This is a genomic window from Chitinimonas sp. BJB300, from assembly GCF_002735695.1.
Classification (GTDB): Bacteria; Pseudomonadota; Gammaproteobacteria; order Burkholderiales; family Chitinimonadaceae; genus Chitinimonas.
Map to the genome: position 1 here is coordinate 1 of NZ_PDZH01000079.1, position 21838 is coordinate 21838.

Genomic DNA, 21838 nt, shown 5'->3' on the forward strand with positions numbered 1-21838 from the left:
ACCTACCATCGCCGACAAGCCCGTTGCTGTCGCCGCGCCAAACGTGCTCAGCAAATAGTCGGTGTACAAATCGAGTTCTTTGTTCTTCATGGCGACAGGTTAGCGTATGCACTGCGTAACATCAGTTTGTTACTGTGGTGCGGCGGTTGTTCCCAGACTGGGAACAACCGGAGAATTAGCTCTTTTTACGTGCAGCCTGGTACAGCGGCATCACTTTGGGGATATTGGCCTGCAACTCGCTGATACGTGTCTCGTTCGAGGGGTGGGTAGACAGAAATTGTGGCGGCTGCCCCTTTGAGCCCGCGCTCATCTTTTGCCATAACACGATGGCAGCCGCGGGATCGTAACCCGCACGGGCGGCCAGCTCTATCCCCATCGCGTCAGCTTCCGACTCGTTTTGACGGCTATTGGGCAGGTTGTAAGCGACATCGGTAACCTTGCTGGCCAAACCGATATAACCATCGTACTGCCCCTGAGTGACCGCAGAGAGCAACTTGGCCCCCATCTGCTGGGCGTAGGCCTTGCTCATGCGCTCGCGGCCGTGCTCACGCAAGGCATGTGCCATTTCGTGGCCCATGATGGCGGCGATCTCGTCATCATTCAGCTTGAGCTTTTCGATGATGCCCGTATAGAACATGATCTTGCCCCCCGGCGCGCAATAGGCGTTCAGTTCGGGACTGTCTTCCACATTGACTTCCCACTTCCACGCCAGGGCATCCTTACGAAATACCGCCACCTGCGGGATAAGACGCTTTGCCACGGCCTTGACCCGGCTTGTCATGGCCGAATCATTATTCAGAATGCCCTTTTTCTGGGCTTGCGTGAGGGTGGTTGAATAAGATTCTGCCGCCATCTGGTCAACCTGGGCCGACGACAGCATCGAGAACATGGTTTGCTTGCGGCTGACGCCAATCGCGCCACTCTCGGTGGTATTCACCTGCTGACAAGCACCCAACAAAATGCTGACGCCAAGGCCAAGCAAACTAAGACGACGTTTCAACATGATCAAACCTCCAAACAGGGGTGGCAGGCGCAAAGCGCACTACCGGCAGCGTGCAGCACGCGCTCAGAACCTGCCTACGATCTTACTGTGCGCAGCCGTGATCAGAGCTTATGCGCTGCTCGAAAGCCCCCGCAAGGGGGACGCCGAACTGCTATGGTGCTCCGCATCAAGCAGGTCGCAGCCTCGTATACCTAAATACATTCCGGTATTGTGCTGCGCTTCACCGCTGCTGACAGCGGCTCGTAAAAAATCGTAGACAGGTTCTTAGATTTCTATCATTTCAAAATCTTCCTTACGCGCACCGCAGTCGGGGCAAGTCCAGTTCATCGGCACATCACTCCATAAGGTACCGGGTGCAATGCCATCATCGGGATGGCCAACGGCTTCGTCATAGATAAAGCCACAAATCAGACACATATACTTTTTCATAGCAAGCAATCGAGGGGAATGACACGATGGGCTAAAATTCTAGCGTATTGTCCAGCCTTGGCCGCTGTTTTGTAATCACTCGGCTCAAGTTAACCACCCATTTCAAGATAGCGTTTCATGAATCCCGCTCCTCCCATTGTCCTAGTCTTCGCAGCGAACGACCCTTCCGCAGGCGGTGGCCTTGCTGCCGATATCCTGACCTTATCATCGCTAGGCTGTCACCCCCTACCCGTCATTACCGCCGTTACGGTACAAGACACTGCCGGGACAGAAGACTTTCTGGCTATCGAAGCGGATATGGTGTCTGACCAAGCGCGCTTTCTGCTGGAAGACATGCAGATTGCAGCCATCAAGGTAGGCGTATTGGGCAGCCTGGAAAATCTCACCGTCGTCGCTGAGATTGCCGCTGACTATCCCGATATCCCCCTGATTCTCGACCCGGTATTCACCACCGCCGGCAACGACGACTTTGCGGACGAGGAAATGATCGGGGCCTTGCGTGAACTCTTGCTACCGCACACGACCATCCTGACAATCAACAGCCTGGACGCACGCCGCTTGGGCAGTGACGAACCCGACGAACAAGACGATATGACCATGGATGAAGCAGCTTTGCGCATCCGGCAGTTTGGCACGGAGTTCGTCCTGGTCACCGGCACGCATGAACAAACTCCCACAGTAAACAATGCCCTATTCAACCGTTCTGGCCGGGTACGCCTGGACAGCTGGGAGCGGCTGCCGGGCAGCTACCACGGCGCCGGCACAACGTTATCGGCAGCCTTCGCCGCCTTTATCGCCAATGGCATGGATATCGCACAAGCTGCACGCGAAGCCGAAGACTACACCTGGCAAACCCTGCAAAACGCCTATCGCCCCGGCATGGGTCAGCAGATACCCGATCGCTTGTTCTGGGCACGGCCAAAACCTGAAGACGACGAAGAAGGCGAAAAAAACGAGGTCATCGAATAAGGCTGCGACAGGCCTGAATAACACAGGGCACGTAAACCATCGTGCCCTGTTTCAACGCCTGTCCACTGGTTTGCTAAAGCTTTTTTAGCTCTTTTTCTGCTTCCTTAGCCGCTTCCGTATCCGGGTAATTGGCCAACAGTTCCTTAAGCGTACTGGCAGCCGCCTTCTTGTTCCCTTGGTCCAACTGCAAACTGGCCATGGCGCGTAGGGCATCCGGCGCTTTGGGGTGATCACGGTGAGCATCCACCAGTTTACGGAAGGACAGCAGCGCACTCTTGGCGTCGCCCGTCCGTGCATGGGCCATCGCCAGCCAGAACAAAGCATTCGGTGCCGCTTGGGTGTTAGCGTATTTGCTGTTGACCCCATTGAGTGCAGCCATGGCAGGCTTAAGCTTACCTTCGCGATATAAACCATAAGCTGCTTCGTAAGCTGTAGCTGCCTCCGCCTCAAGCTGGGTATTCCGTGCACGGGACATAGGGTTACCGCCTCCTGACGTACCCTCCTCCATCGCACGCATACGACCATCAAGGTCCACGTACAGGTCTTGCTGGCGTTTCTGAAGATTTTGCAGATTGAAGTTGATCACTTCCAACTGCCCGCGCAATTGCGCAATCTGCTGGGTCAACTCACCCATCTGGCCCTGCACCTCAACCAATTTCTGGCTGACACGGCTGTCGATCTGATCAAGCCGACGCTGCTGGTCATTGATCCGGCTCTCAGTCTGGTTGCGGATCTCAGCAATCTGCTTGCGGGCTTCATCGTCGTCAAACAAACCCGCATGACCTGGCAGGGCCAACGAACCCAACAGGGCAAAGGGTAATAACCGTTTCAGCATGCTTGCGCTCCGTATTGAAACGCCCCGTACAAAAGCACGGGGCGCTATTTTTGGCTTGGGATCTGTCCCTACCCTACAGCGTATGCCACCTGTGGTGGCTAGCGGTAGATTCGGAACAACCTCCCAGTCTTAGAACCTGTCTAAAGTCTGCTGTGCGTCGGCTATACAGCGTTGAAAACATCATCGGAATGCGCATTTACCCTAGGGAAACTCCGCTTCCTCTGTCGTCTTCGCCTTGTCTCACCCTAGCTCGCGAGACTTTAAGCAGGTTCTTACTAGCAAGGTGCCAGGACTTACTCGCCGTCGTACACTACATCGGCGCGACGGTTCTCAGTGTAGCTACCCTCGTCGTGGCCGGTAGCACGTGGCTTTTCTTCGCCATTGCTGATGGCTTCGATTTGCTTGTCTTGCGCGCCAACGGTGCTCAATGCACGACGTACGGCTTCAGCACGCTTTTGGCCCAACGCCAAGTTGTATTCACGGCTGCCACGTTCATCGGCATTACCTTCGATACGCACCGAGCGGCCTGGGTTGGAAGCCAGATAACGGCCATGGGCTTGCACCAGCGAAGCTTGATCGGCACGGACATCGTACTTGTCGTAGTCGAAATACACGCTACGCTTGGACAGCACATTCGATGGGTCCTTCAGCGGGTCAAGCTTAGCAGGCTCAACGGGCTTGTAGGTGTTGTCGACCGGCGTAGGCTTTGCCACAGCCACAGGCTCAACTTGCTCAACTGGGGCTGGCGTTGGCGTACTGGCACAGGCAGACAACAAGCCGAGTAAAGTCAGGCTGACAAGTGTTTTTTGCATCATGGGGTTTCTCCTTGGGTTTGTTTTTGCGGTAAACCGCGGAATCTAAAAATTGGCGCCCTGGGGCACATAAGTTAAAAAGACAGACGAGTGAGCGGGAGCTGACCGGCATAGGGCCCCCACGCCGGTTCACGCACATCGCCCTCGGCCATCAAACGTTGTTTGACCAGGCCATCACTAGACACCGTTGCCAAGGTTCCTCGACCGCCAACTTCGGAGGCATACAGAATCAACTTGCCATTGGGTGCAAAACTGGGTGATTCGTCATAACTGCCACTGCTCAGCGTCAATGTCTGGCGGCTGTTCAAGTCCAATGTCGCAACCCGGAAACCACCACTTTCACGCCGAACGAATGTCAGCATTTTTCCATCTGCCGAGTAATGCGGCGAGACATTATAACTACCTTCAAAGCTAATACGTTCGGCCTCGCCACCAGTAAGCGCTGCACGATAAAGCTGGGGGCTACCTCCCCGGTCCGACGTAAAGATTATGTTTTGGCCGTCGGGTGAAAAGGTTGGCTCGGTATCAATACCTGGGCTTCGTTGCAGGCGCCGTGGTGTGCCGCCCTCTGCCGGAATCAGGTAGATCTGCGAGATACCATCCAAGGTCAGCGTCACCGCCAGGCTACGACCATCAGGCGACCAGGCAGGCGCGCTATTACTTCCTTTGAAAGAAGCAACCGCCTTGCGCGAACCAGCATACAGGTCCTGCACAAACACAATCGGCTTCTTGCGTTCAAAGCTGACATACGCCAACCGGCTGCCATCAGGCGACCAGCTTGGCGACATAATGGGCTCATTGGCACCCACCACCATCTGCGGATTCTGGCCATCGGCATCGGCTATTTGCAAGCTGAAACGCTTACCCTGCTTTTGCACATAAGCGATCCGGGTGGCGAATACACCCTTGTCACCTGTCAATAACTCATAGATCTGATCCGCCAACTGATGGGCTGCACGGCGAAGCTGGTTAGGCTTGGCAATCACTTCAAAACCCGCGACCTGCCTTTGATTGACGTTGTCGAAAATCCGCAACCGAATATGGGCAGCGCCTGCCGCGTCCACCTTGACCGAACCAACTGTCAGCGTGTCGGCTCCCCGGTTACGCCAATTCGGCAACTCCACCAATGGCGACTCAGTCGGCACCACCCCGGCGGTATCGATCAACTTGAAACGGCCGCTACGCGCCAGATCCGCCCGAATCACGGCGGTAATCGGCTCCTTGAGTTCCATCTCATTCGCCAAATCAGCAACCGCAATCGGAAACTGGCGCGCACCCGCGCCGGTAACCTCAATGGTCACCTCAGCCCTAGCGGCGCAAAAGGCCAGTAGGGCAAGCAAATATACAGGGCGGAGTAATTTGTTCAGGGACATGTTCAATCGATAGCCTAGGGTTTTAATCGATATTTCAGCTTGTGCTGCCGCAAAGTACGGAACTCAACACCCGGCAACAAAGGCGGATATTGAGCCGAACGCAAGATCGCGCGCAAGGCCGCGTCGTCAAAAGACGGATTACCGCTGCTGCGGATCAGCTTGGCGTCCAACACCGACATATCCGGTAGCAGACGAACTTCAAATTCCGCTTCCGGGTTATTCGTCCCGTCGTCGGGATAGCTCATATTGCGACGTATCTTATTGCGCACAAGCTCCATATATTGCTCAAATGCTTTGGCAGCAGCCCCTGCTTCCGCAGCCTGTTGACGCTTTTCCAGCGCATTGAGCGCCACACTGGCATCTGCCGGTGGGGCGGTCAGCCTACCTGCCTTGCCGCTTTCCAACTTACCTTGTCCGCTTTCGATCTTGGCAAGGGTTTTGTTGGGCTGAACCTTAGGTTCGGGCTTCTTTTGTTCCTGCGGTTTAGCCAACTCTGGCTTCTTTTCCGGCTCTGGCTTGGGTTCTGGCTTTGGTTTGTCGGGCCCTTTTATTGGCTTCGGTCTTTCTTCCACGATATCCGGTTGCTTCGTGGACATAGGCTCCGGCTCGACAGCGCGCTGCGGCGCTGGCGGTGTCGGTTTGACCACCGGCTCAGGGTGAGGCGACGCTTCCAATTCCCCTGCCCACAGCTCCACCACCGTCGGCGCAGCTGGCTTTGTATGCCATTGCATGCCGAAAAACAGCATAGCCGCAATTAATCCATGCATCAGCACAGCCAACACAAAAGAGAGCGCCCGATGCTCCTCGGGCCGATCTAATGTACTCATTTTTGGGGTTGTACCGCCAGACCGACGCGATCCACGCCGTTCTTCTTCAAAACATTCATCACCTGAATCACTGCGTCGTAACGGACATCCTTGTCCGCTGCAATCACTACTGGCCGTACTTGACTCACCGTACGCGCCTTTACAGCCACCAGTAGGGCATCCGTATCCGCCATTTCCGTTTTTTCACCATTGTCCGCGAGGGTCAACCTACCCTTTGCATCGACCTCAACCCGAATCGGCTTCACATCCAGCGCGCGGTCTGCTTTATCCACCGAAGGCAGATTCACCACGCCTGGCTGCAACATGGGTGCGGCAACCATGAAGATGACCAACAGCACCAGCATCACATCGATATAGGGCACTACATTGATTTCCGCCTTGATGCGGCGAACACGGCGAGCCATATCTTATTTCTCAGTATTGTTTGACGCGAAAACCGCGTGCTTGCAACAGGTTCAGGATGCTATCAGGGCCAACCAGATGGCCGGCTCCAACAATCACCAGCGGCGCTTTTACATTCGCCAGCCCAGCTATCTTTTCGCTCATGGCGCGGTTGCGCTTGGCAAAAAGTTGTTCGTTCACATGGCGCATTTCAGGTGTCTCGGCTGAGCTGGCCTCAATCACCGCCTGCAGACTCTCGCTATCGCCACTTTGCCAAGCGTCGACCATGCCCTCAAGTAGGGCTTTGAGCTCCCCGCGCACCACTGGGCCGAGCGTAGCATCCAGCACAGCCAAAGACTCTGCATCAGACAATCTGTTCAGCATGGCAAATTGGAACTGGGCTGACTCAAGCTCTACTATTGGTTTGCCATCCTCCTTGGCGCGCTGCAAAAAATGCATATCGATACCGTATTGCGGCTGGTAACCTTGCGCCTGCATATCCAGGGCCGACAAAGAAAGCGCCAGAAACCACGGTTTCATCCGTTCGGCAAACGCCCGAGGCAAGGCCAAACGTTCAAGTGCGGTATCAAGCTGTTGATTCTGTTTTTTGGTCAGCAACCCGCTCAATGACTTGGCTTCAGGCAGCATAGCCTGCGGCACCAAGGCCGATATGGCTGCCGAATCGCTCACATCCGCTTCCACCGCAATGCTTTCAGCTTGGCGATAGGCGGATTCAATCGGCTCGGGCAAGGGATAGAAGTCTGGCTTACCCAGGTGAATGGAGCCGAGTAACCAAACCCGCTGCCCGGCGTTTTCCGCCTCCCACAGAAACAGCCCACCGGCTTGCGCCGCTAACGCAGTCAGCGCCAACAGACTGATCAATAAATGGCGGATCCAGCGTTGCAGCACTTACTTGGCCGCCTGCCGTTGCAGGATGTTGGAAAACTCTTCCATAAAGCTTTCGAAACGGTTCGCCAGCTTGTCCACATCATGGGCAAAACGATTGTAGGCAACCACTGCCGGGATGGCTGCAAACAAACCAATCGCTGTCGCCACCAAGGCTTCGGCAATACCTGGCGCGACATGCGATAAGGTAGCTTGGCCGACATTCGACAGACCTAAAAATGCGTTCATGATTCCCCAGACCGTGCCAAATAGGCCGATGTAGGGCGAAATCGACCCCACCGTGGCGAGAAAGTTGGCGTGCGCATCAAGCCGGTCTACCTCTCGCTGAAAGGCTGCCTTCATGGCACGACGGGTACCATCCATCAGGTCGCTAAGATCAAGCCCCGCCTGCCGGCGCAACTTGAGAAACTCGGCAAAGCCCGCTTCAAACACTTTTTCCATACCGACACCGTGACCATCACGATTAATCTGCGTATAGAGGGAATTAAGGTCAGCGCCGCTCCAGAACGACGCTTCAAAGCTGTCTGTCTTCCGTCGTGCATGGTTTAAGCCAAACCACTTGGAAAAGATGAACCACCATGACATCAGCGACAGCACCAACAGCAGAAACATCACCAATTGCACAACCAGGCTGGCATCGCTGATCAAGCTGAAAATGGACATATTATTTGGGGTCAATGAGGCTTCCAAACGGGCTTTCCTTCTTATTTGATTCTTGGCTTACTGAAACTGCCGACTGGCGGTGAACCGAACATTATTGGGCATTCAAGCTGAGCACAAGCTGAACAAAGTTACGTCGAACGCACACTGCCTACGCATCAGCCGGCCTCAGGCCGAAGTGCTCATAGGCCAGCAGGGTGGCCATACGCCCACGCGGCGTACGTTGCAATAGACCTTGTTGTATCAAGTAGGGTTCCAATACATCTTCAATGGTATCGGACGCCTCACCTATCGCTGCGGCGACATTATCCAGCCCAACCGGGCCACCACCAAACTTCTCTATCACCGCAGACAAGAGTTTTCGGTCCATCACATCCAACCCGGCATGGTCCACATCCAGCATGGATAGCGCAGCATCGGCGATTTCACGGCTGACAGCGCCATCGTGCTTAACTTCGGCAAAATCCCGGACCCGACGCAGTAAGCGGTTCGCAATTCGTGGCGTACCGCGTGAACGCCGCGCCACCTCGAAAGCGCCTTCCGCATCAATCTGTACATTCAGCAACGCTGCAGACCGGGTAACAATGCGGGTCAACTCTTCCGGCGTATAAAACTCCAGACGGGCAACAATACCGAAGCGGTCACGCAGCGGGTTGGTCAGCATACCCGCCCGCGTCGTCGCGCCCACCAGTGTGAAAGGTGGTAGGTCGAGTTTGACCGATCGGGCAGCCGGGCCCTCACCTATCATGAGGTCGAGCTGAAAATCTTCCAGCGCGGGGTAGAGGATTTCCTCGACAACGGGTGAGAGACGGTGGATTTCATCAATGAACAGCACATCGTGCGGTTCAAGGTTGGTCAGCATAGCGGCAAGGTCACCCGCGCGCTCCAGCACCGGGCCAGAGGTCTGGCGCAGATTCACGCCGAGCTCACGTGCAATGATATTGGCCAGCGTGGTTTTGCCCAGGCCGGGGGGGCCAAACAGTAGGACATGGTCAAGTGCTTCACCACGCTTCTTGGCAGCCTGGATAAAGATTTCCAACTGACCACGCGCCTTTTCCTGGCCGACATACTCTTCGAGCTGCTTGGGCCGCAAGGCCCTTTCCAATGCTTCTTCCTGGCTGGACTGACGACTAGGTGCAACGATGCGTTCTGGGGTGCTGGCAAGATTATCGGATTGGATCATTGTTTCGCTGCCGGGGCATTCTGTTTGGCACGTAACAAAATGCCACCTTTGGGGTTTTTCTGAATTTCGAAGATGCCGGCTGCCGCCACCATATTGGAAAGCTTGGGGAAGCCAAAATTACGCGCATCGAAATCCGGCTGCTGCTTGTTGATCAAGCTGCCGACCTGGCCAAGATTGGCCCAGCCATCATCTTCTGCTGAATGCTGAACTGCCGTCTTCAACATGGCTTTGACTTTCTTGTCGAAGGCTTGCAGTTGCGGACGGCCAGCCCCCGGCTTGGCAGGGTCGGTTGAGTCTGATTGTTCTTCCGCCATCGCCAACACTTCGACGTACACAAATTTGCTGCATGCGGCCACGAAGGCCTTCGGCGTCTTCTGCTCGCCGAACCCCCACACCTGGGCTCCGTTTTCACGCAGCCGGGTGGCGAGCCGGCTAAAGTCGCTGTCACTGGATACAAGGCAAAAGGCGGCATAACGGTTGGCGTGCAACAGGTCCATTGCATCAATCACCAGGGCAATATCCGAGGCATTCTTCCCCTTGGTGTTGGGGTACTGCTGATAGGGCTGAACCGCCAGCTCGGCACACACCTCGCGCCATTCCTGGTGATGAGGTTTACTGAAATCGCCGTAGATACGCTTCAATGCAAGCGTGCCAAGCGTTGCAGCTTCGTCCAAGACGGATTTGATCCACTTTGGTGAAACATTATCCGCGTCAATCAACACAGCGACATTGCTCATATGGGCTACCCCTTGGCCAGTGACTTCAATGCCTGGCGAATACCATCATTCACATTCACATCTTCCGGCAGCAGTTTGATTGCGGCCTCGGCTTCCTTGGTGTTGTAGCCCAAGGCCAGCAGCGCATTGGCGACATCATCCTTGGCGCTCGCCTGCGCGGCAAACAAAGTAGTGGCAACCCTGGCTTGCAAGGCGGTGGTACCAACCAGCTTGCCACGCAACTCCAGCACCAGCCGCTCGGCTGTCTTTTTGCCAATACCAGGCACTTTGGACAGTCGGGCTGCATCTTCTCCTTCCACCGCCGTAGCCAATTCATCAGACGTCATGCCGGACAATACGGCCAGTGCAATCTTGGGGCCGATACCGCTTACCTTGACCAATTGGCGAAAGGTTTCGCGTTCGGCGCGGGTAGCAAAGCCATACAGTAGCTGTGCATCTTCACGCACCACAAAATGGACGTACAGCGAGGTCGCTTCACCCGCGTGCGGTAAGACGTATAGGGTAGACATGGGTACATCCAGCTCATAACCCACACCATGGACATCCAATAAGATGTGAGGCGGGTGTTTTTCCAACAGCTTGCCGGTGAGTTTGCCGATCATTGCAGACTTTCTCGAATCAAGTTTGAGAGTAAATTAGAGGGAAACCCACCGGCCACGGCGGGACTTCATGCCGGCATTCGCCAACCCGCCGGTAGCATGGTTGGCGTGCGCCAGAGCGCACGCCAGGGCATCCGCCGCGTCCGCCTGCGGCACGCCGTTCAGGTTCAGCAAGCGCTGTACCATATGGCTTACTTGCTCCTTCGCCGCATGCCCGTTGCCCACTACCGCCTGCTTGACCTGCAGCGCCGTGTATTCCGATACGGGCAGGCCGGCCAGCACCAAGGCCGAAATCGCCGCACCGCGAGCCTGGCCCAGCAGTAAAGTAGACTGTGGATTGACGTTGACGAAGACCTGCTCAACCGCGGCCTGCTGCGGTTGGTAATGGTCGCAGACTTCCCGAATACCCTTCAGTAACACATGCAGGCGGTCGGGCAAACTGCCTTCGCCACTACGGATACAGCCGCTGGCGATATAGACGCGCGCCTGCCCTTGCGCTTCGATGACGCCAAAACCAGTTGTGCGCAAGCCGGGGTCGATGCCGAGGATACGGATAAGGGAAAACTCCAAGTTTAGGTTGCAATGCTATGCTGGCGATTATATCTTCCGCTCCCTTCTCATAGCGCTTCATGACATGAGCGTAAACATCCGCAAGTACTTTCCAAACAGCCCGATCCTCTCCGAAGCCGCCATGGTAGAGAGTTTCAAGCACACTCGCGCTATCCTGACAAACCTCAAGACCGTATTGTTTGCATTGACGCCAAGCCGCGACAGACTGCTGTACCTCTCCTCTTCCGCTGCAGAGCTGTATGGCGAATCAGTCGGCGTGCTGCGTGACCATCCGAATTTCTGGCTGGAGGCGGTCCACCCCGATGACAAAGCCGCAGCCTGGATGGGATTGGACAAACTGCGTGTGCATGAGCGCGATAAAGCAACCTTCACTTACCGGCTCATCAGTGCCGATGGCGACACTCAATGGGTATGCCAACAGTGCCGGCTCATCAGCAATGAAGCCGGTTTGCCAATACGCATCGAGTGCATGATCACGCCGACACTCCCCCCGGCCGTTCCATCTGTACGCCACGATATCGGGAATGCAGTATTCACCGCTACCGCCGATGCACTCTTGGTACGTGACGCCAATACGCTCGATATTCTCGATGCCAATGCCGCTGCCCTTGCACTGCTGGCTTGTAGCCGGGCGGAGCTACTGCGGCAGCGCCTAAGCGACTTTTCGGCACGCACCGAAGGCTTCGATACCCGTGCCGAAGCCGGTTATATCGATGCCGTGCGGCAAGGGCTGATCCAGCGCTATGACTGGCTTGTAGCGCCACATTACGGCCCGCCTCGCTGGGTCGAAGCCGTCAGCAGCCCGATTCGCCATGCCGGACGTGATTGCCTGCTCACGGCTTTACACGATGTAGACAAACAACGGCATGAGAGACAACAACAAGGTGTGTACGAAGAACTGGTTGAGCGCAGCCTGGATGCCGTTGCCTGGGCTGATACGGGTGGCAAGTTGCATAGTCTGAATCAGGCCGGCCAGCGCATGCTGAGAGTACAACCCGAAGTGGTCGGCGATTTGTTCCTGACCGATCTACTCCCTGCCTGGGCCCAGCCCCATTTTCTGCAAACCTGCCTGCCGCTGGCTACCAGCGAAGGCCGCTGGCATGGTGAATTAGCCCTGTTGAGCCGAGATGGACGCAACTTGCCGGTAGCGCTAACCCTGCTGGCACACAAACAAAACGGCACCATGCGCGGTTATAGCCTCATCGCCCAGGACATCGCCCCATATAAACTGCGCGAACACCGGTACAAGAAGGAAAAAGAAAGCCTAGAAGCCGACACGCTGCTCAAAGAAAAACTGTTGGAAAATATTTGCGCCGGCCTACTGCAGCCCTTGACCCAACTACGCCTACTGGCCGAGCTATTGGAAAAACACCCCGAAGAGGTCGCCCGGGCGCTTCCCCACCTGAAACGCACCGTAGGGCAAGCCCGCCGCCTTGTGGATGCCAGTTCGGAATTCATCTCAGCCGGGGCACAACGCGATCTGCCCTGAACACCACCGGAGCTAGTTACTCGACAGCTGTTCCAAACTATTGTCGCCACCACGGCGGAATGTCCAGGTGCGGGTAATCGACAAAATATCCGCCGGTTTGCCCGCGGCATCGACAACCCCTGAGGGCAACGGCGGGAAAGGCGCGGCGCTTTCTACAATTTGCCGGGCAGCCGCTTCCAGTTCCGGATCATTGCTAAAACCGGGACGGCGGTCGAACCCAACCAATACGCGCCGACCATCGGCATGAATCTCAACCGTTACCAACAACCGTCCATACAAACGTTCGCCACGCTTGTTGGTAGGAAATAACCGATTGCCGATACGTTCAATCTTCAAACGCCAATCGTCCACATAACGGGCTTCCACCACAGCCTTGGAGCGTGCGCCGACAAAAGCCTTACGCGGCCTTTGGTTGTAAATATCCTGCTCGCGGCTGATTTCTGCCTCCAGCCGGGCGATCTCGCTCGCTTGTTGCCGCAATGCATTCAAGTCCATGCCGTGCTTTGAAGGCGTAGGCAGCTGCTTCTTAACCTCATCGGACGATAACTTGGGCGCATTGCTTAGCGTACTGAGCAACTTGCGCTGGCGCGTCTCTTCTTCGATTTGGCGCTTGGCGGCCTGGGCTAACACAGCCGTTGGCTCTTCAACCGGCTGTGCGGGCAATGGGCTCTTGATACGGCGCTTTTCATCGGTATTGCCGCCGCCATCCAGATTAGCTTGCGCCAATACTTCCGGATTCGTGGGGAACAACATTGAGCGCGCATTCACCAATACGATTTCCAGCGGCATCCGGTTGAACAGAATGCTCGGATCAGGCGGTCGGAAGCGCACCAGCACGATGACAAGCCCGTGCAACAGCAACGACACTGTGACGGTTATCGCAAAGAGAGAGCGGGAGGGCGTAGAGTTGTCTAAATTGTCGATGGACATTATTTGTAAATGACGATGGCAAGTCGCGCGGCAGTGTAGCACAGCGGATTGCACCTATCTGGTTGGCGAATTGCAACGCATCTCAAGCAGAGCTAACATCTTCTGCTAACTTACCAGTCTGGCCGGCTTCCCATTTAGTTTGGCCCCAGGAGAAGTATTCATGAAAGTGTTGTTTGCCGTTTTGCTAGCGGCCATTGCATCTAGCACCTATGCTGCCCCGAATGGTCAGGCGCTGGCAGCCAAGTACAACTGTATGGGTTGCCATCAAGTTGCAACCAAAATTGTTGGCCCGGCTTATAAAGAAGTCGCCGACAAATATCGTAACGACAAAACAGCAGCTAATAAATTGGCCGAGAAGGTCAAAAAAGGCAGCGTGGGCGTATGGGGACAAATTCCAATGCCCGCCCAACAGATCGGTGATGCTGACCTGAAGTTGATTTTGGAATGGGTCTTGAGTCAGAAGTAATTTTGTAAAGCCGGCGATTGCCGGCTTTGTTACTCAGCAAGGCTTCGCTAGCGAAGTCAAACATTCGTGGTTGCAATGAGGGGAGTTGGTCCGTTAAGCTCGCGCCCCGCAACTTTGGGAACGTTCCGACATAATTGGTCGGAATGCCCGTCAACCAGCGTGGAGATGCACCACCATGGCCAAGAAACTGACCGAGGAAGATATCCTCAACTGGCAAGGCGACGACTACATGAACGAGGATCACCTCGCGTTCTTCCGTCAGCGTCTGCTCGACATGAAGGCCGAGTTGCTCGCCAACGCAAACGCCACCAGCCAGCACCTGCAGGAACAGGAAGCAACGCCTGATCCCGCCGACCGCGCCACGCTCGAAGAAGAGTATGCGCTGGAGCTACGCACGCGTGATCGCGAACGCAAGCTGCTGCTGAAGATCGATTCGACAGTCAAAAAGATCGACGATGGCGATTACGGCTATTGCGACGATACCGGTGAACCAATCGGTCTTCCCAGACTGTTGGCGCGTCCGACTGCGTCACTGACGGTAGAAGCGCAAGAACGGCGTGAACGACTGAAGAAGCAATACGCCGACTGATACGTTCGGCAATATTGTTCGAGAGTCAGAATAAAACCGCCAGCCCTACCTTAGGTTGGCGGTTTTACCCTTGCGCAACTTTGGCGCAAGTAGCATTCAGCCGCGCCTTGTATGGCAACGCAAATAGTGCCCATGCCCAGGTTAAAACCCTGAATGCCCTCTTGTTCCCTCCCCCTCCGACTTCATACATGCCGTCTATAGCCAGCATTTAACAAAGTTATTTGCGCAGCATCGGGGCTGCCGCTACCCTAGCTAGCTCCCGAATCCACATTCAAGCTGCCCATAATTATGTTGTTCCAGACTGACGACGTCCGCATCAAGGAAATCAAAGAATTGCTCCCCCCCATCGCGGCGGTGGAGAAATATCCCGTTACCGACGTGGCAACGACCACAACGTTTCAGACACGCCAAGCTATCCACCGCATCCTGGCTGGTGAAGATGACCGCCTGCTCGTCGTCGTTGGCCCCTGTTCCATCCATGACCCCGAGGCCGCGCTCGACTATGGCCAACGCCTATTGGCGCTGCGAGAGGAACTGAGCCACGATTTGGTCGTCGTCATGCGTGTCTACTTTGAAAAACCGCGTACCACGGTTGGCTGGAAGGGCATGATCAATGACCCGCACCTGGACGGTAGCTTCGACATCAACAATGGGCTGCGCATGGCACGCAAACTATTGCTGGACCTGAACAATATCGGCATGCCAGCCTCGACTGAATTCCTCGACATGATCACGCCGCAATACTTTGCAGACTTGATAAGCTGGGGCGCCATCGGTGCACGCACTACCGAATCGCAGGTACACCGTGAACTGGCTTCAGGTCTTTCCTGCCCAGTCGGCTTCAAGAATGGCACTGACGGCAATTTGAAGATCGCCATTGACGCCATCCGGTCTGCCAGCGTGCCACACCACTTCTTGTCTGTTACCAAATTCGGGCACTCAGCTATCGTCGCCACCGCAGGCAACCCCGACTGCCATGTAATTCTACGCGGCGGGAAAGCACCGAATTATGATGCTGCCCATGTCGCGAGTGCGACCAAGGATGTAGCGGCCGCGGGCTTACCGGAAAAAATCATGATCGACTTCAGCCATGCCAACAGCAGCAAGGACTACCGCAAGCAGCTGACGGTGGGCAGCGATGTCGCCGGCCAGATCGCCGCAGGCAATCAGGCTATTTTCGGTGTCATGATTGAAAGCCACATCAACGAAGGCCGTCAGGACTTGGTAGAAGGACAGCCGCTTAAATACGCTTGCAGCATTACCGATGCCTGCCTGGGTTGGGACGACAGCGCTGACTTATTGCGCAAGTTGGCGGAAGCGGTTGCTGAGCGTCGCACTCGCAAGGGTTGATCAACACAGCACTTTCGTAAAAAACGCCGCAGTTCGCGGCGTTTTTTATTGATTCAGCCCATACCATCGGCCATCAAGAGACGACGTATCGCCGCCAACCGGCGCAGTTCAGCCCGCACATGTCGCTCTACTTCACGACGCCCCAGTTGACCGCTTTCACCAACGGGCACCTCTTCTGGGGCCAGACCGAAGGCCGCACACATCGCCAACGCATCGGTATCGATACTCGTCGGTGAGGGGCGATAGCTCAGTCGGCAGGCTGGGATGGCGAGATTTTCCGCGGCATCCTCCGCGGGAATCAGCACACCGCCAAAATCAGGTTCATCGGCCTCAATCATGGCCAGCAAATCACTCGCCGACAATGGCTCACCAATCGCAACGCAATGCTCCAACACCACGCCCGCGGTGGGGGTTATCACCACGTGGACTTCTCCCGCCACCGCCAGCCGTACAAGTGGCGCATCGGCAAGCACCGCCACGCCAGCAGGCACCAACCATTCGGTGACGACGGCAGGAGCGGCCAGATCGCCAGGGGCACAGACAAGATGGGTAGTCAGCATACTGAACCTGTGTAATTGCAATTTCTGAGCGTAAGAACTTGTTCAATCCCTCTCTGCGCAAGCGTTATCCAGGCTTATACACAGTACTCAGGGCTACGCGCTACAGACTATTGAACATTTTCTGAGCCGATAAACTCATGATACTGACAAAAGACCTACTGCAGACAGATACAGCCAATATGGACCTCATCACAGTCACAGCGGCAAGTCTTAGGGTATCGTGCCCTATAACCAACCTTTGAGCGCAGGTCATGCACGTCAAGCCGAATCATGATTGCCCGCTTTGCGGCAGGCCAAATTGCTGCGCACTTGCCCAGTCTAGCAACCTCGCGGCACCGTGCTGGTGCGATGAAGTCCAGTTCGACCCGGCGATCCTCGCCAACATACCCGCCCAGCTACTAGGGCAGGCCTGTATTTGCCCCGCCTGTGCCAAGCAATCCACAGAAAACCTCGCGATAGCGCCTAACCCAATGCCTCGAAACGCACCTGCAGCGACCCCAGTGCCGCATATTCAATCGTCAGATCCTGCGCCAGGGGCAAGGTCAGCACCCCCGCATAGGAACCCGTGATTACCACCTGCCCCGCATGGATAGCCTGCCCATGGCAGCGTAAATACTCCACCAACCAGTACAAGGGCAGGCGCGGCAGCGTATTTGGATGACGACCCGCATATTGCTCTACCGGCCCGCAGGCATCCGCCAATTTCAATTGCACTTCGCTAGTTTGCTGTGCCAGCTCACTATCTACCTCAGGTCCCAGAAACAGCCCCTGGTTCACCAAACCGTCGGCCAATGCTTCGGCAAAACTGACACTTGCCGGGTCGCTATACCGGCTGGCGATCAATTCCAACGCCATGTGCGTGCGCGTAATGGCAGCGTCGATTTCTGCATGGGTATAGGGTAAATCGCGCGTCGGCAAATCTTCACCAAATACAAAGGCGAATTCCGGTTCGACACGCGCATGGCCACCCTTGGGCCAGATGGAACAAGGACTGCTGCGCTGAATGGTATGACTGTAGATAGGCGCGACAACGATACGATCAGGCGTTGGCAAGCCGCACTTCCAACCACCAACCTCGGCGTCCATTTCTCGCGTCACCGCAGTTTGGACCATCACCGCCTCTTCCAAGGTATTGGGGCGGCATGGCTCCGGCAAGCGCGGCCCAGCCTCGCCTCGCAAACGTCTAGCCGCCAGAATTTGAGCCGCGGCATAGGCCGCATCAGAGTGAGTATGCATAAGCATGAGCAGGACATTTAACCAAGGGTCTTTTATACACCCACCAGAACAAAGTGGCCTAGGCGAAGTCGTCACAAATGTCTTCATACAGATACGGCAGCCCTGATAGCACGCACCAATGCTCGCCTACCGCAAGCTAGCCAGCTACCATCGACGCATTCACCTCATCACAACAAACACACCTATAAGGATGAGCATGGCCCACCAACCAAGCTTCTTTGCCCCAGCGCGCTACCGAGACCCTGCTGCTGCACTGGCGCGGGTGCGCGAAATCTACAACCACAATGTCCAGCACTTGCGTAATGCCATGCAGCGGTATGTTGCCGGCGAAGACCTCCCTGGCCATGTAAGGGCATGCTACCCATTTGTGCGCGTACACAGCCGGAGCAATGCCCGCCTCAAACCACCGCACCTCAGCTACGGCTTCGTTGCTAGCCCTGGCCACTACGAAACCACGTTAAGCCGACCCGACCTGTTTGCCGATTACTACTTGGCGCAATTCGACCTGTTATTACAGAACCATGATTGTGAATTGGAAATCGGTACGAGCAACCAGACCATCCCAGTGCACTTCTCATTTGCCGAGCACGATCATATTGAAGGCAACCTCAGCATCGAACGTCGCCAACTGATGCGTGACTTGTTCGACCTGCCTGATCTGGCTGCTATGGATGACGGCATTGCCAACGGTACCTATGAACCCGGTGCGGGCGAAGCACAACCCCTTGCACTCTTTACGGCACAACGAGTGGACTATTCGCTGCACCGGATTCGCCATTACACGGGCACTGCACCCGAGTACTGCCAGAATTTCATTCTCTTCACCAACTACCAGTTCTACATTGACGAGTTTGTGAGACTGGGCCATGAGGCTATGGCCAATCCCAATAGTGAGTACATCGCCTTTGTCGAGCCTGGCAACGTCATTACCCGCCGCGCAGGGCTCGCGGCCGAGCCGGACGATGAGCTTGGCAAAGCCCCGCCCCGTTTGCCGCAAATGCCGGCTTATCACCTGATGCGGGCAGACCGCAGCGGCATCAGCATGATCAATATCGGTATTGGCCCCGCCAACGCGAAGACCATGACCGACCACATCGCTGTGCTGCGCCCCCACGCGTGGGTCATGCTAGGCCATTGCGCGGGCTTACGTACCACGCAACAGCTGGGCGACTATGTCCTCGCCCATGGCTATGTGCGCGAAGACCATGTCTTGGACGAAGACTTGCCTCTGTGGGTACCCATTCCAGCCCTCGCCGAAATCCAGGTCGCGCTGCAAACCGCCGTATCAGACGTTACCCAGGTTCCGCCCACCGAACTCAAACGCATCATGCGTACAGGCACCGTCGCCAGTACGGACAATCGCAATTGGGAGTTACTGCCCGACAACAAGCCACAACGCCGCTTCAGCCAAAGCCGTGCCATTGCGCTGGACATGGAAAGCGCCACGATTGCTGCCAATGGTTTTCGCTTTCGTGTTCCTTATGGCACGCTCCTGTGCGTCAGCGATAAACCCCTACATGGCGAGATAAAACTGCCGGGCATGGCAAATCACTTCTATCGCGAACGGGTGGACCAGCACCTGCGTATTGGAATTCGTGCGATGGAATTACTGCGGGGGTTAGGCGTTGAACAGCTTCACAGCCGTAAGTTACGTAGCTTTGCGGAAGTCGCATTCCAGTAAGGGGCGAATCAAGCTGAGAACAAGCGCTTAGCTTATACCCACGAGGGAAATCTTATTCTCCGTGGGTATTTATCATCTGTATCTAATCAAAAGTACTTGCCTAATACAGCCAGTGGAATCAATTCAATCAATCTTATTCATCACACCAAGGCGGTAAGATGCACGCGAATAATTTCTCACTTGAACACTACTTCAACAGAATCGGTTTTACCGGAGATATCAAAACTGATATCCACACCGTCACAGAAATAATGCGATGTCAGTTATTCTCTGTCCCATTTGAAAATCTGGATGTTCAGGCAAAAAAAACCATTTCCTTGGTACCTGAAGAAATTGTGGAGAAAATTATCCATCGTAATCGTGGTGGCTATTGCTATGAAGTAAATGGGGTATTTTCATTGGCGCTTCAAGCGATGGGCATTCCATACCAATTTGTTGCAGCTCGCCCCATTCTCACTTTTGCTCAACGGCCCAAGACGCATATGGCAATCGTTATACAAACAGACGGGGAGTCATGGTTGTGTGATCTTGGCTTCGGCAGCATGGGTATTCGCGCACCTATCGCATTGGATATGCTCGGTAGCGAAATAAAACAAGATTACGATACCTTTAAGCTTAGCAAAATCAATACACATGACTACCTACTCAGTGCCTATGTAGAAGATGAATGGATCAACCAATACTCGTTCAATCTTTCACCGCAAGAATGGATTGATTTCGAACCTGCCAATTACTTCTATTCCACGCATCCAGAATCTCTTTTTGTACAAAAATTGGTTGCCGTTCTGCACAACAAGAATGGTCGAATTATTCTTTTTGAAAACAGGTTAAAAACCATACTCAAGGGATCAGTAGAGAAGCAGACCATTTCACCAAGTGATTATGATCTAGTCCTAAGAGATCACTTCAACCTGGCCATGCCGAAGTAATATATAAAATTCGAAAGGCATTAAAAGATTCACGGCCTACCATGCTACAGCAGCGTAGTTTTTTGATGTCTACTCAAAGAAAATCACAGCTAGGTACCGATAGCTATGAATTGAATACATAGTGTTAACACTTCAGATACTAAAAATCGTTTTCTAGCAATAAATCCAGTGAAAATAAAAATTAAAAATTTACTAATACACCACTTGCGAAGCACCAGTGAACGGCGTACTTTCTCACCATCGTAAAACCTGTAACGTGCGGCACACGCAACAGAATGCTCTTAAATTTATTTTGGTATGAGAGCTTGTGCAGCCAATACCCTTTACGCACCCTTCATATTCATAGGTGAGTAGAATGAAACAATTGAAATCAGCCGTGTATGGTCTTTTACTGCTGGGCTTGCTATCTGCATTGAATGTTCAAGCTGACGGTGTGGACACCATCAAAAGCAAAGGTGTTTTAACCGTAGGCGTTGTCATTGATCCACCCTTTGGTGTTAAGAATAAAGATGGATCAATATCTGGCTATGACGTCGACTTCGCGTTTGCCATCGCCAGAAAGTTGGGCGTTAAGCCCGTTGTATTGGAACTGGATGCTGATGAACGCATCCCAGCACTGAACAGCCACAAGATTGATATTCTGACCGCAACGACCAAGACAGTTGAACGGGAAAAGCTTGTCAATTTTAGTTATGGGTATTTTGTAACGGGGCAAAAATTCGTTGCCAAGGTCGGTAAGATCAAAGTTATGAACGATGCCAAAGCCTTGTCCATCGGCGCAATTCGCGGCACAACCGCCGAGAAAACCATCAAGCAAGAATTGCCAGGTACGCCAATCATCGGTTTTGCCGATATTGATGAGGCCTTCCAGGCATTGCAGCAAGGCAAGATTGATGCAGTAACGTACGACGAAGGCATGTTGGCCAATAAGCTCAATAAAATGCCAAACAAACAGCTCTATGAAATCAGCCCTATCTCCGTCGCAGTCAAGGCCTATGGTATTGCTGTCTTCAAAGGCGAAAAGCGTTTGCTCGACATGATTAATGACACCTTGAGTGAAATGGAACGTACTGGCGAGGCGGACCGGATTTTCAATCGCTGGTTCGGCCCAACCAGTCCCACCCCCCTTTCCCGTATCTTCCGAATTCAAAGTTGATTATCGGTGGCGCTTTCTATTCCGCCCTCAACCACTCAGCTTAAATCGGCATAGGGGCGACCAGATGTTCTGGCCGACCCCTGCCACACCACCCGGCATGCGGGTCCGCACCGGGCGGTTGGAGCAGTTGAGGTCAATCTGCCTCCAATTGATGCACATCGCCCGGTT

The 21838-nt window shown here is 54.6% G+C and carries 25 protein-coding genes; 9 read left to right on the forward strand and 16 right to left on the reverse strand.

Going from position 1 to position 21838, the window contains the following annotated elements; translation table 11 throughout:
- Nucleotides 1-175: 175 nt before the first annotated feature.
- Both CSQ89_RS13885 and CSQ89_RS13890 read right to left on the reverse strand, forming a co-directional pair.
- A complete protein-coding gene (locus CSQ89_RS13885) occupies nt 176-1003 on the reverse strand; it encodes a M48 family metallopeptidase (protein ID WP_099406737.1) in 828 nt (275 codons plus the stop codon).
- A 264-nt stretch (nt 1004-1267) separates the two neighbouring features.
- On the reverse strand, nt 1268-1432 hold the full coding sequence (locus CSQ89_RS13890; protein ID WP_099406738.1) for a rubredoxin: 165 nt from the start codon (nt 1430-1432) through the stop codon (nt 1268-1270).
- Between the two features lie 117 nt (nt 1433-1549).
- Here CSQ89_RS13890 and thiD point away from each other — a divergent pair, with 117 nt between their 5' ends.
- The gene (gene thiD, locus CSQ89_RS13895) at nt 1550-2401 is read left to right on the forward strand and encodes a bifunctional hydroxymethylpyrimidine kinase/phosphomethylpyrimidine kinase (RefSeq protein WP_099406739.1); all 852 of its coding nucleotides are present in this window, start codon (nt 1550-1552) and stop codon (nt 2399-2401) included.
- 73 nt (nt 2402-2474) lie between these two features.
- Here the strand turns inward: thiD and CSQ89_RS13900 are convergent, their stop codons facing one another.
- The 11 genes from CSQ89_RS13900 to ruvC all read right to left on the reverse strand — a co-directional run bounded on the left by CSQ89_RS13900 (nt 2475) and on the right by ruvC (nt 11284).
- Nucleotides 2475-3236, reverse strand: a complete 762-nt coding sequence (locus CSQ89_RS13900) for a YbgF trimerization domain-containing protein (protein ID WP_099406740.1) — start codon at nt 3234-3236, stop codon at nt 2475-2477.
- Nucleotides 3237-3529: 293 nt separating this feature from the next.
- Nucleotides 3530-4051: a peptidoglycan-associated lipoprotein Pal gene (gene pal / locus CSQ89_RS13905; RefSeq protein ID WP_099406741.1), complete on the reverse strand. Its 522-nt coding sequence runs from the start codon at nt 4049-4051 to the stop codon at nt 3530-3532.
- A 71-nt stretch (nt 4052-4122) separates the two neighbouring features.
- Nucleotides 4123-5421, reverse strand: a complete 1299-nt coding sequence (gene tolB, locus CSQ89_RS13910; RefSeq protein WP_099406742.1) for a Tol-Pal system beta propeller repeat protein TolB — start codon at nt 5419-5421, stop codon at nt 4123-4125.
- A 14-nt stretch (nt 5422-5435) separates the two neighbouring features.
- Nucleotides 5436-6248, reverse strand: coding sequence for a cell envelope integrity protein TolA (locus CSQ89_RS13915; RefSeq protein WP_099406743.1), 813 nt, complete (start codon nt 6246-6248; stop codon nt 5436-5438).
- Nucleotides 6245-6652 carry a protein TolR gene (gene tolR, locus CSQ89_RS13920; RefSeq protein ID WP_099406744.1) on the reverse strand — a complete coding sequence of 136 codons (408 nt, stop codon included), beginning with the start codon at nt 6650-6652 and terminating at the stop codon, nt 6245-6247. The genes CSQ89_RS13915 and tolR overlap by 4 nt, the downstream gene beginning before the upstream one ends.
- Before the next feature lie 10 nt (nt 6653-6662).
- A complete protein-coding gene (locus tag CSQ89_RS13925) occupies nt 6663-7538 on the reverse strand; it encodes a TraB/GumN family protein (RefSeq protein ID WP_099406745.1) in 876 nt (291 codons plus the stop codon).
- Entirely contained in the window at nt 7539-8225 is a 687-nt protein-coding gene (gene tolQ / locus CSQ89_RS13930) for a protein TolQ (protein ID WP_441302616.1), read from the reverse strand.
- 121 nt (nt 8226-8346) lie between these two features.
- On the reverse strand, nt 8347-9378 hold the full coding sequence (ruvB, locus tag CSQ89_RS13935; RefSeq protein WP_099406747.1) for a Holliday junction branch migration DNA helicase RuvB: 1032 nt from the start codon (nt 9376-9378) through the stop codon (nt 8347-8349).
- Nucleotides 9375-10115 carry an NYN domain-containing protein gene (locus CSQ89_RS13940; protein ID WP_099406748.1) on the reverse strand — a complete coding sequence of 247 codons (741 nt, stop codon included), beginning with the start codon at nt 10113-10115 and terminating at the stop codon, nt 9375-9377. Before CSQ89_RS13940 ends, ruvB begins: the two co-directional genes overlap by 4 nt.
- Nucleotides 10116-10120: 5 nt before the next feature.
- A complete protein-coding gene (ruvA, locus tag CSQ89_RS13945) occupies nt 10121-10717 on the reverse strand; it encodes a Holliday junction branch migration protein RuvA (protein WP_099406749.1) in 597 nt (198 codons plus the stop codon).
- Nucleotides 10718-10750: 33 nt separating this feature from the next.
- Nucleotides 10751-11284: a crossover junction endodeoxyribonuclease RuvC gene (gene ruvC, locus CSQ89_RS13950; protein ID WP_308418159.1), complete on the reverse strand. Its 534-nt coding sequence runs from the start codon at nt 11282-11284 to the stop codon at nt 10751-10753.
- 64 nt (nt 11285-11348) lie between these two features.
- Between ruvC and CSQ89_RS13955 the strand changes: the two genes are divergently transcribed.
- Complete coding sequence (locus CSQ89_RS13955; protein ID WP_158228996.1) at nt 11349-12773, forward strand: PAS domain S-box protein; 1425 nt, start codon at nt 11349-11351, stop codon at nt 12771-12773.
- A 12-nt stretch (nt 12774-12785) separates the two neighbouring features.
- Here CSQ89_RS13955 and CSQ89_RS13960 read toward each other — a convergent pair whose 3' ends face one another.
- Complete coding sequence (locus CSQ89_RS13960) at nt 12786-13640, reverse strand: energy transducer TonB family protein (protein WP_099406751.1); 855 nt, start codon at nt 13638-13640, stop codon at nt 12786-12788.
- 223 nt (nt 13641-13863) lie between these two features.
- On the opposite strand from CSQ89_RS13960, the gene CSQ89_RS13965 reads away from it, so the two are divergent.
- From CSQ89_RS13965 to aroG, 3 genes are all read left to right on the forward strand, one after another.
- Nucleotides 13864-14169: a c-type cytochrome gene (locus tag CSQ89_RS13965; RefSeq protein ID WP_099406752.1), complete on the forward strand. Its 306-nt coding sequence runs from the start codon at nt 13864-13866 to the stop codon at nt 14167-14169.
- Between the two features lie 175 nt (nt 14170-14344).
- Complete coding sequence (gene dksA / locus CSQ89_RS13970; RefSeq protein WP_099406753.1) at nt 14345-14758, forward strand: RNA polymerase-binding protein DksA; 414 nt, start codon at nt 14345-14347, stop codon at nt 14756-14758.
- Between the two features lie 288 nt (nt 14759-15046).
- Nucleotides 15047-16108 carry a 3-deoxy-7-phosphoheptulonate synthase AroG gene (gene aroG, locus CSQ89_RS13975; protein WP_139022968.1) on the forward strand — a complete coding sequence of 354 codons (1062 nt, stop codon included), beginning with the start codon at nt 15047-15049 and terminating at the stop codon, nt 16106-16108.
- Between the two features lie 53 nt (nt 16109-16161).
- Here aroG and CSQ89_RS13980 read toward each other — a convergent pair whose 3' ends face one another.
- The gene (locus CSQ89_RS13980; RefSeq protein ID WP_099406754.1) at nt 16162-16668 is read right to left on the reverse strand and encodes a hypothetical protein; all 507 of its coding nucleotides are present in this window, start codon (nt 16666-16668) and stop codon (nt 16162-16164) included.
- A gap of 251 nt (nt 16669-16919) precedes the next feature.
- On the opposite strand from CSQ89_RS13980, the gene CSQ89_RS23850 reads away from it, so the two are divergent.
- Nucleotides 16920-17237: a cysteine-rich CWC family protein gene (locus CSQ89_RS23850; protein WP_099406755.1), complete on the forward strand. Its 318-nt coding sequence runs from the start codon at nt 16920-16922 to the stop codon at nt 17235-17237.
- Here CSQ89_RS23850 and CSQ89_RS13990 read toward each other — a convergent pair.
- Entirely contained in the window at nt 17131-17904 is a 774-nt protein-coding gene (locus tag CSQ89_RS13990) for a hydratase (RefSeq protein ID WP_099406761.1), read from the reverse strand. The genes CSQ89_RS23850 and CSQ89_RS13990 overlap by 107 nt on opposite strands.
- A 196-nt stretch (nt 17905-18100) precedes the next feature.
- Here CSQ89_RS13990 and CSQ89_RS13995 point away from each other — a divergent pair, with 196 nt between their 5' ends.
- From CSQ89_RS13995 to CSQ89_RS14005, 3 genes are all read left to right on the forward strand, one after another.
- Entirely contained in the window at nt 18101-19585 is a 1485-nt protein-coding gene (locus CSQ89_RS13995; RefSeq protein WP_099406756.1) for an AMP nucleosidase, read from the forward strand.
- A 158-nt stretch (nt 19586-19743) separates the two neighbouring features.
- Complete coding sequence (locus CSQ89_RS14000; protein ID WP_099406757.1) at nt 19744-20514, forward strand: arylamine N-acetyltransferase family protein; 771 nt, start codon at nt 19744-19746, stop codon at nt 20512-20514.
- Between the two features lie 355 nt (nt 20515-20869).
- Nucleotides 20870-21670 carry a transporter substrate-binding domain-containing protein gene (locus tag CSQ89_RS14005; RefSeq protein WP_099406758.1) on the forward strand — a complete coding sequence of 267 codons (801 nt, stop codon included), beginning with the start codon at nt 20870-20872 and terminating at the stop codon, nt 21668-21670.
- The last annotated feature ends 168 nt before the right edge of the window (nt 21671-21838 follow it).

What these genes read in the sequence shown, in the direction of transcription:
- CSQ89_RS14000 (WP_099406757.1), top strand. Translation starts at nt 19,744, where the DNA reads ATGCACGCGAATAATTTCTCACTTGAACACTACTTCAACAGAATCGGT.
- dksA (WP_099406753.1), top strand. Translation starts at nt 14,345, where the DNA reads ATGGCCAAGAAACTGACCGAGGAAGATATCCTCAACTGGCAAGGCGAC.
- ruvB (WP_099406747.1), bottom strand. Translation starts at nt 9,378, where the DNA reads ATGATCCAATCCGATAATCTTGCCAGCACCCCAGAACGCATCGTTGCA.
- ruvA (WP_099406749.1), bottom strand. Translation starts at nt 10,717, where the DNA reads ATGATCGGCAAACTCACCGGCAAGCTGTTGGAAAAACACCCGCCTCAC.
- aroG (WP_139022968.1), top strand. Translation starts at nt 15,047, where the DNA reads ATGTTGTTCCAGACTGACGACGTCCGCATCAAGGAAATCAAAGAATTG.
- CSQ89_RS13890 (WP_099406738.1), bottom strand. Translation starts at nt 1,432, where the DNA reads ATGAAAAAGTATATGTGTCTGATTTGTGGCTTTATCTATGACGAAGCC.
- tolB (WP_099406742.1), bottom strand. Translation starts at nt 5,421, where the DNA reads ATGTCCCTGAACAAATTACTCCGCCCTGTATATTTGCTTGCCCTACTG.
- thiD (WP_099406739.1), top strand. Translation starts at nt 1,550, where the DNA reads ATGAATCCCGCTCCTCCCATTGTCCTAGTCTTCGCAGCGAACGACCCT.
- CSQ89_RS13990 (WP_099406761.1), bottom strand. Translation starts at nt 17,904, where the DNA reads ATGCATACTCACTCTGATGCGGCCTATGCCGCGGCTCAAATTCTGGCG.
- CSQ89_RS23850 (WP_099406755.1), top strand. Translation starts at nt 16,920, where the DNA reads ATGCACGTCAAGCCGAATCATGATTGCCCGCTTTGCGGCAGGCCAAAT.
- CSQ89_RS13940 (WP_099406748.1), bottom strand. Translation starts at nt 10,115, where the DNA reads ATGAGCAATGTCGCTGTGTTGATTGACGCGGATAATGTTTCACCAAAG.
- CSQ89_RS13900 (WP_099406740.1), bottom strand. Translation starts at nt 3,236, where the DNA reads ATGCTGAAACGGTTATTACCCTTTGCCCTGTTGGGTTCGTTGGCCCTG.
- CSQ89_RS13885 (WP_099406737.1), bottom strand. Translation starts at nt 1,003, where the DNA reads ATGTTGAAACGTCGTCTTAGTTTGCTTGGCCTTGGCGTCAGCATTTTG.
- CSQ89_RS13955 (WP_158228996.1), top strand. Translation starts at nt 11,349, where the DNA reads ATGAGCGTAAACATCCGCAAGTACTTTCCAAACAGCCCGATCCTCTCC.
- CSQ89_RS13980 (WP_099406754.1), bottom strand. Translation starts at nt 16,668, where the DNA reads ATGCTGACTACCCATCTTGTCTGTGCCCCTGGCGATCTGGCCGCTCCT.
- CSQ89_RS13965 (WP_099406752.1), top strand. Translation starts at nt 13,864, where the DNA reads ATGAAAGTGTTGTTTGCCGTTTTGCTAGCGGCCATTGCATCTAGCACC.
- tolR (WP_099406744.1), bottom strand. Translation starts at nt 6,652, where the DNA reads ATGGCTCGCCGTGTTCGCCGCATCAAGGCGGAAATCAATGTAGTGCCC.
- pal (WP_099406741.1), bottom strand. Translation starts at nt 4,051, where the DNA reads ATGATGCAAAAAACACTTGTCAGCCTGACTTTACTCGGCTTGTTGTCT.
- CSQ89_RS14005 (WP_099406758.1), top strand. Translation starts at nt 20,870, where the DNA reads ATGAAACAATTGAAATCAGCCGTGTATGGTCTTTTACTGCTGGGCTTG.
- CSQ89_RS13915 (WP_099406743.1), bottom strand. Translation starts at nt 6,248, where the DNA reads ATGAGTACATTAGATCGGCCCGAGGAGCATCGGGCGCTCTCTTTTGTG.
- CSQ89_RS13995 (WP_099406756.1), top strand. Translation starts at nt 18,101, where the DNA reads ATGGCCCACCAACCAAGCTTCTTTGCCCCAGCGCGCTACCGAGACCCT.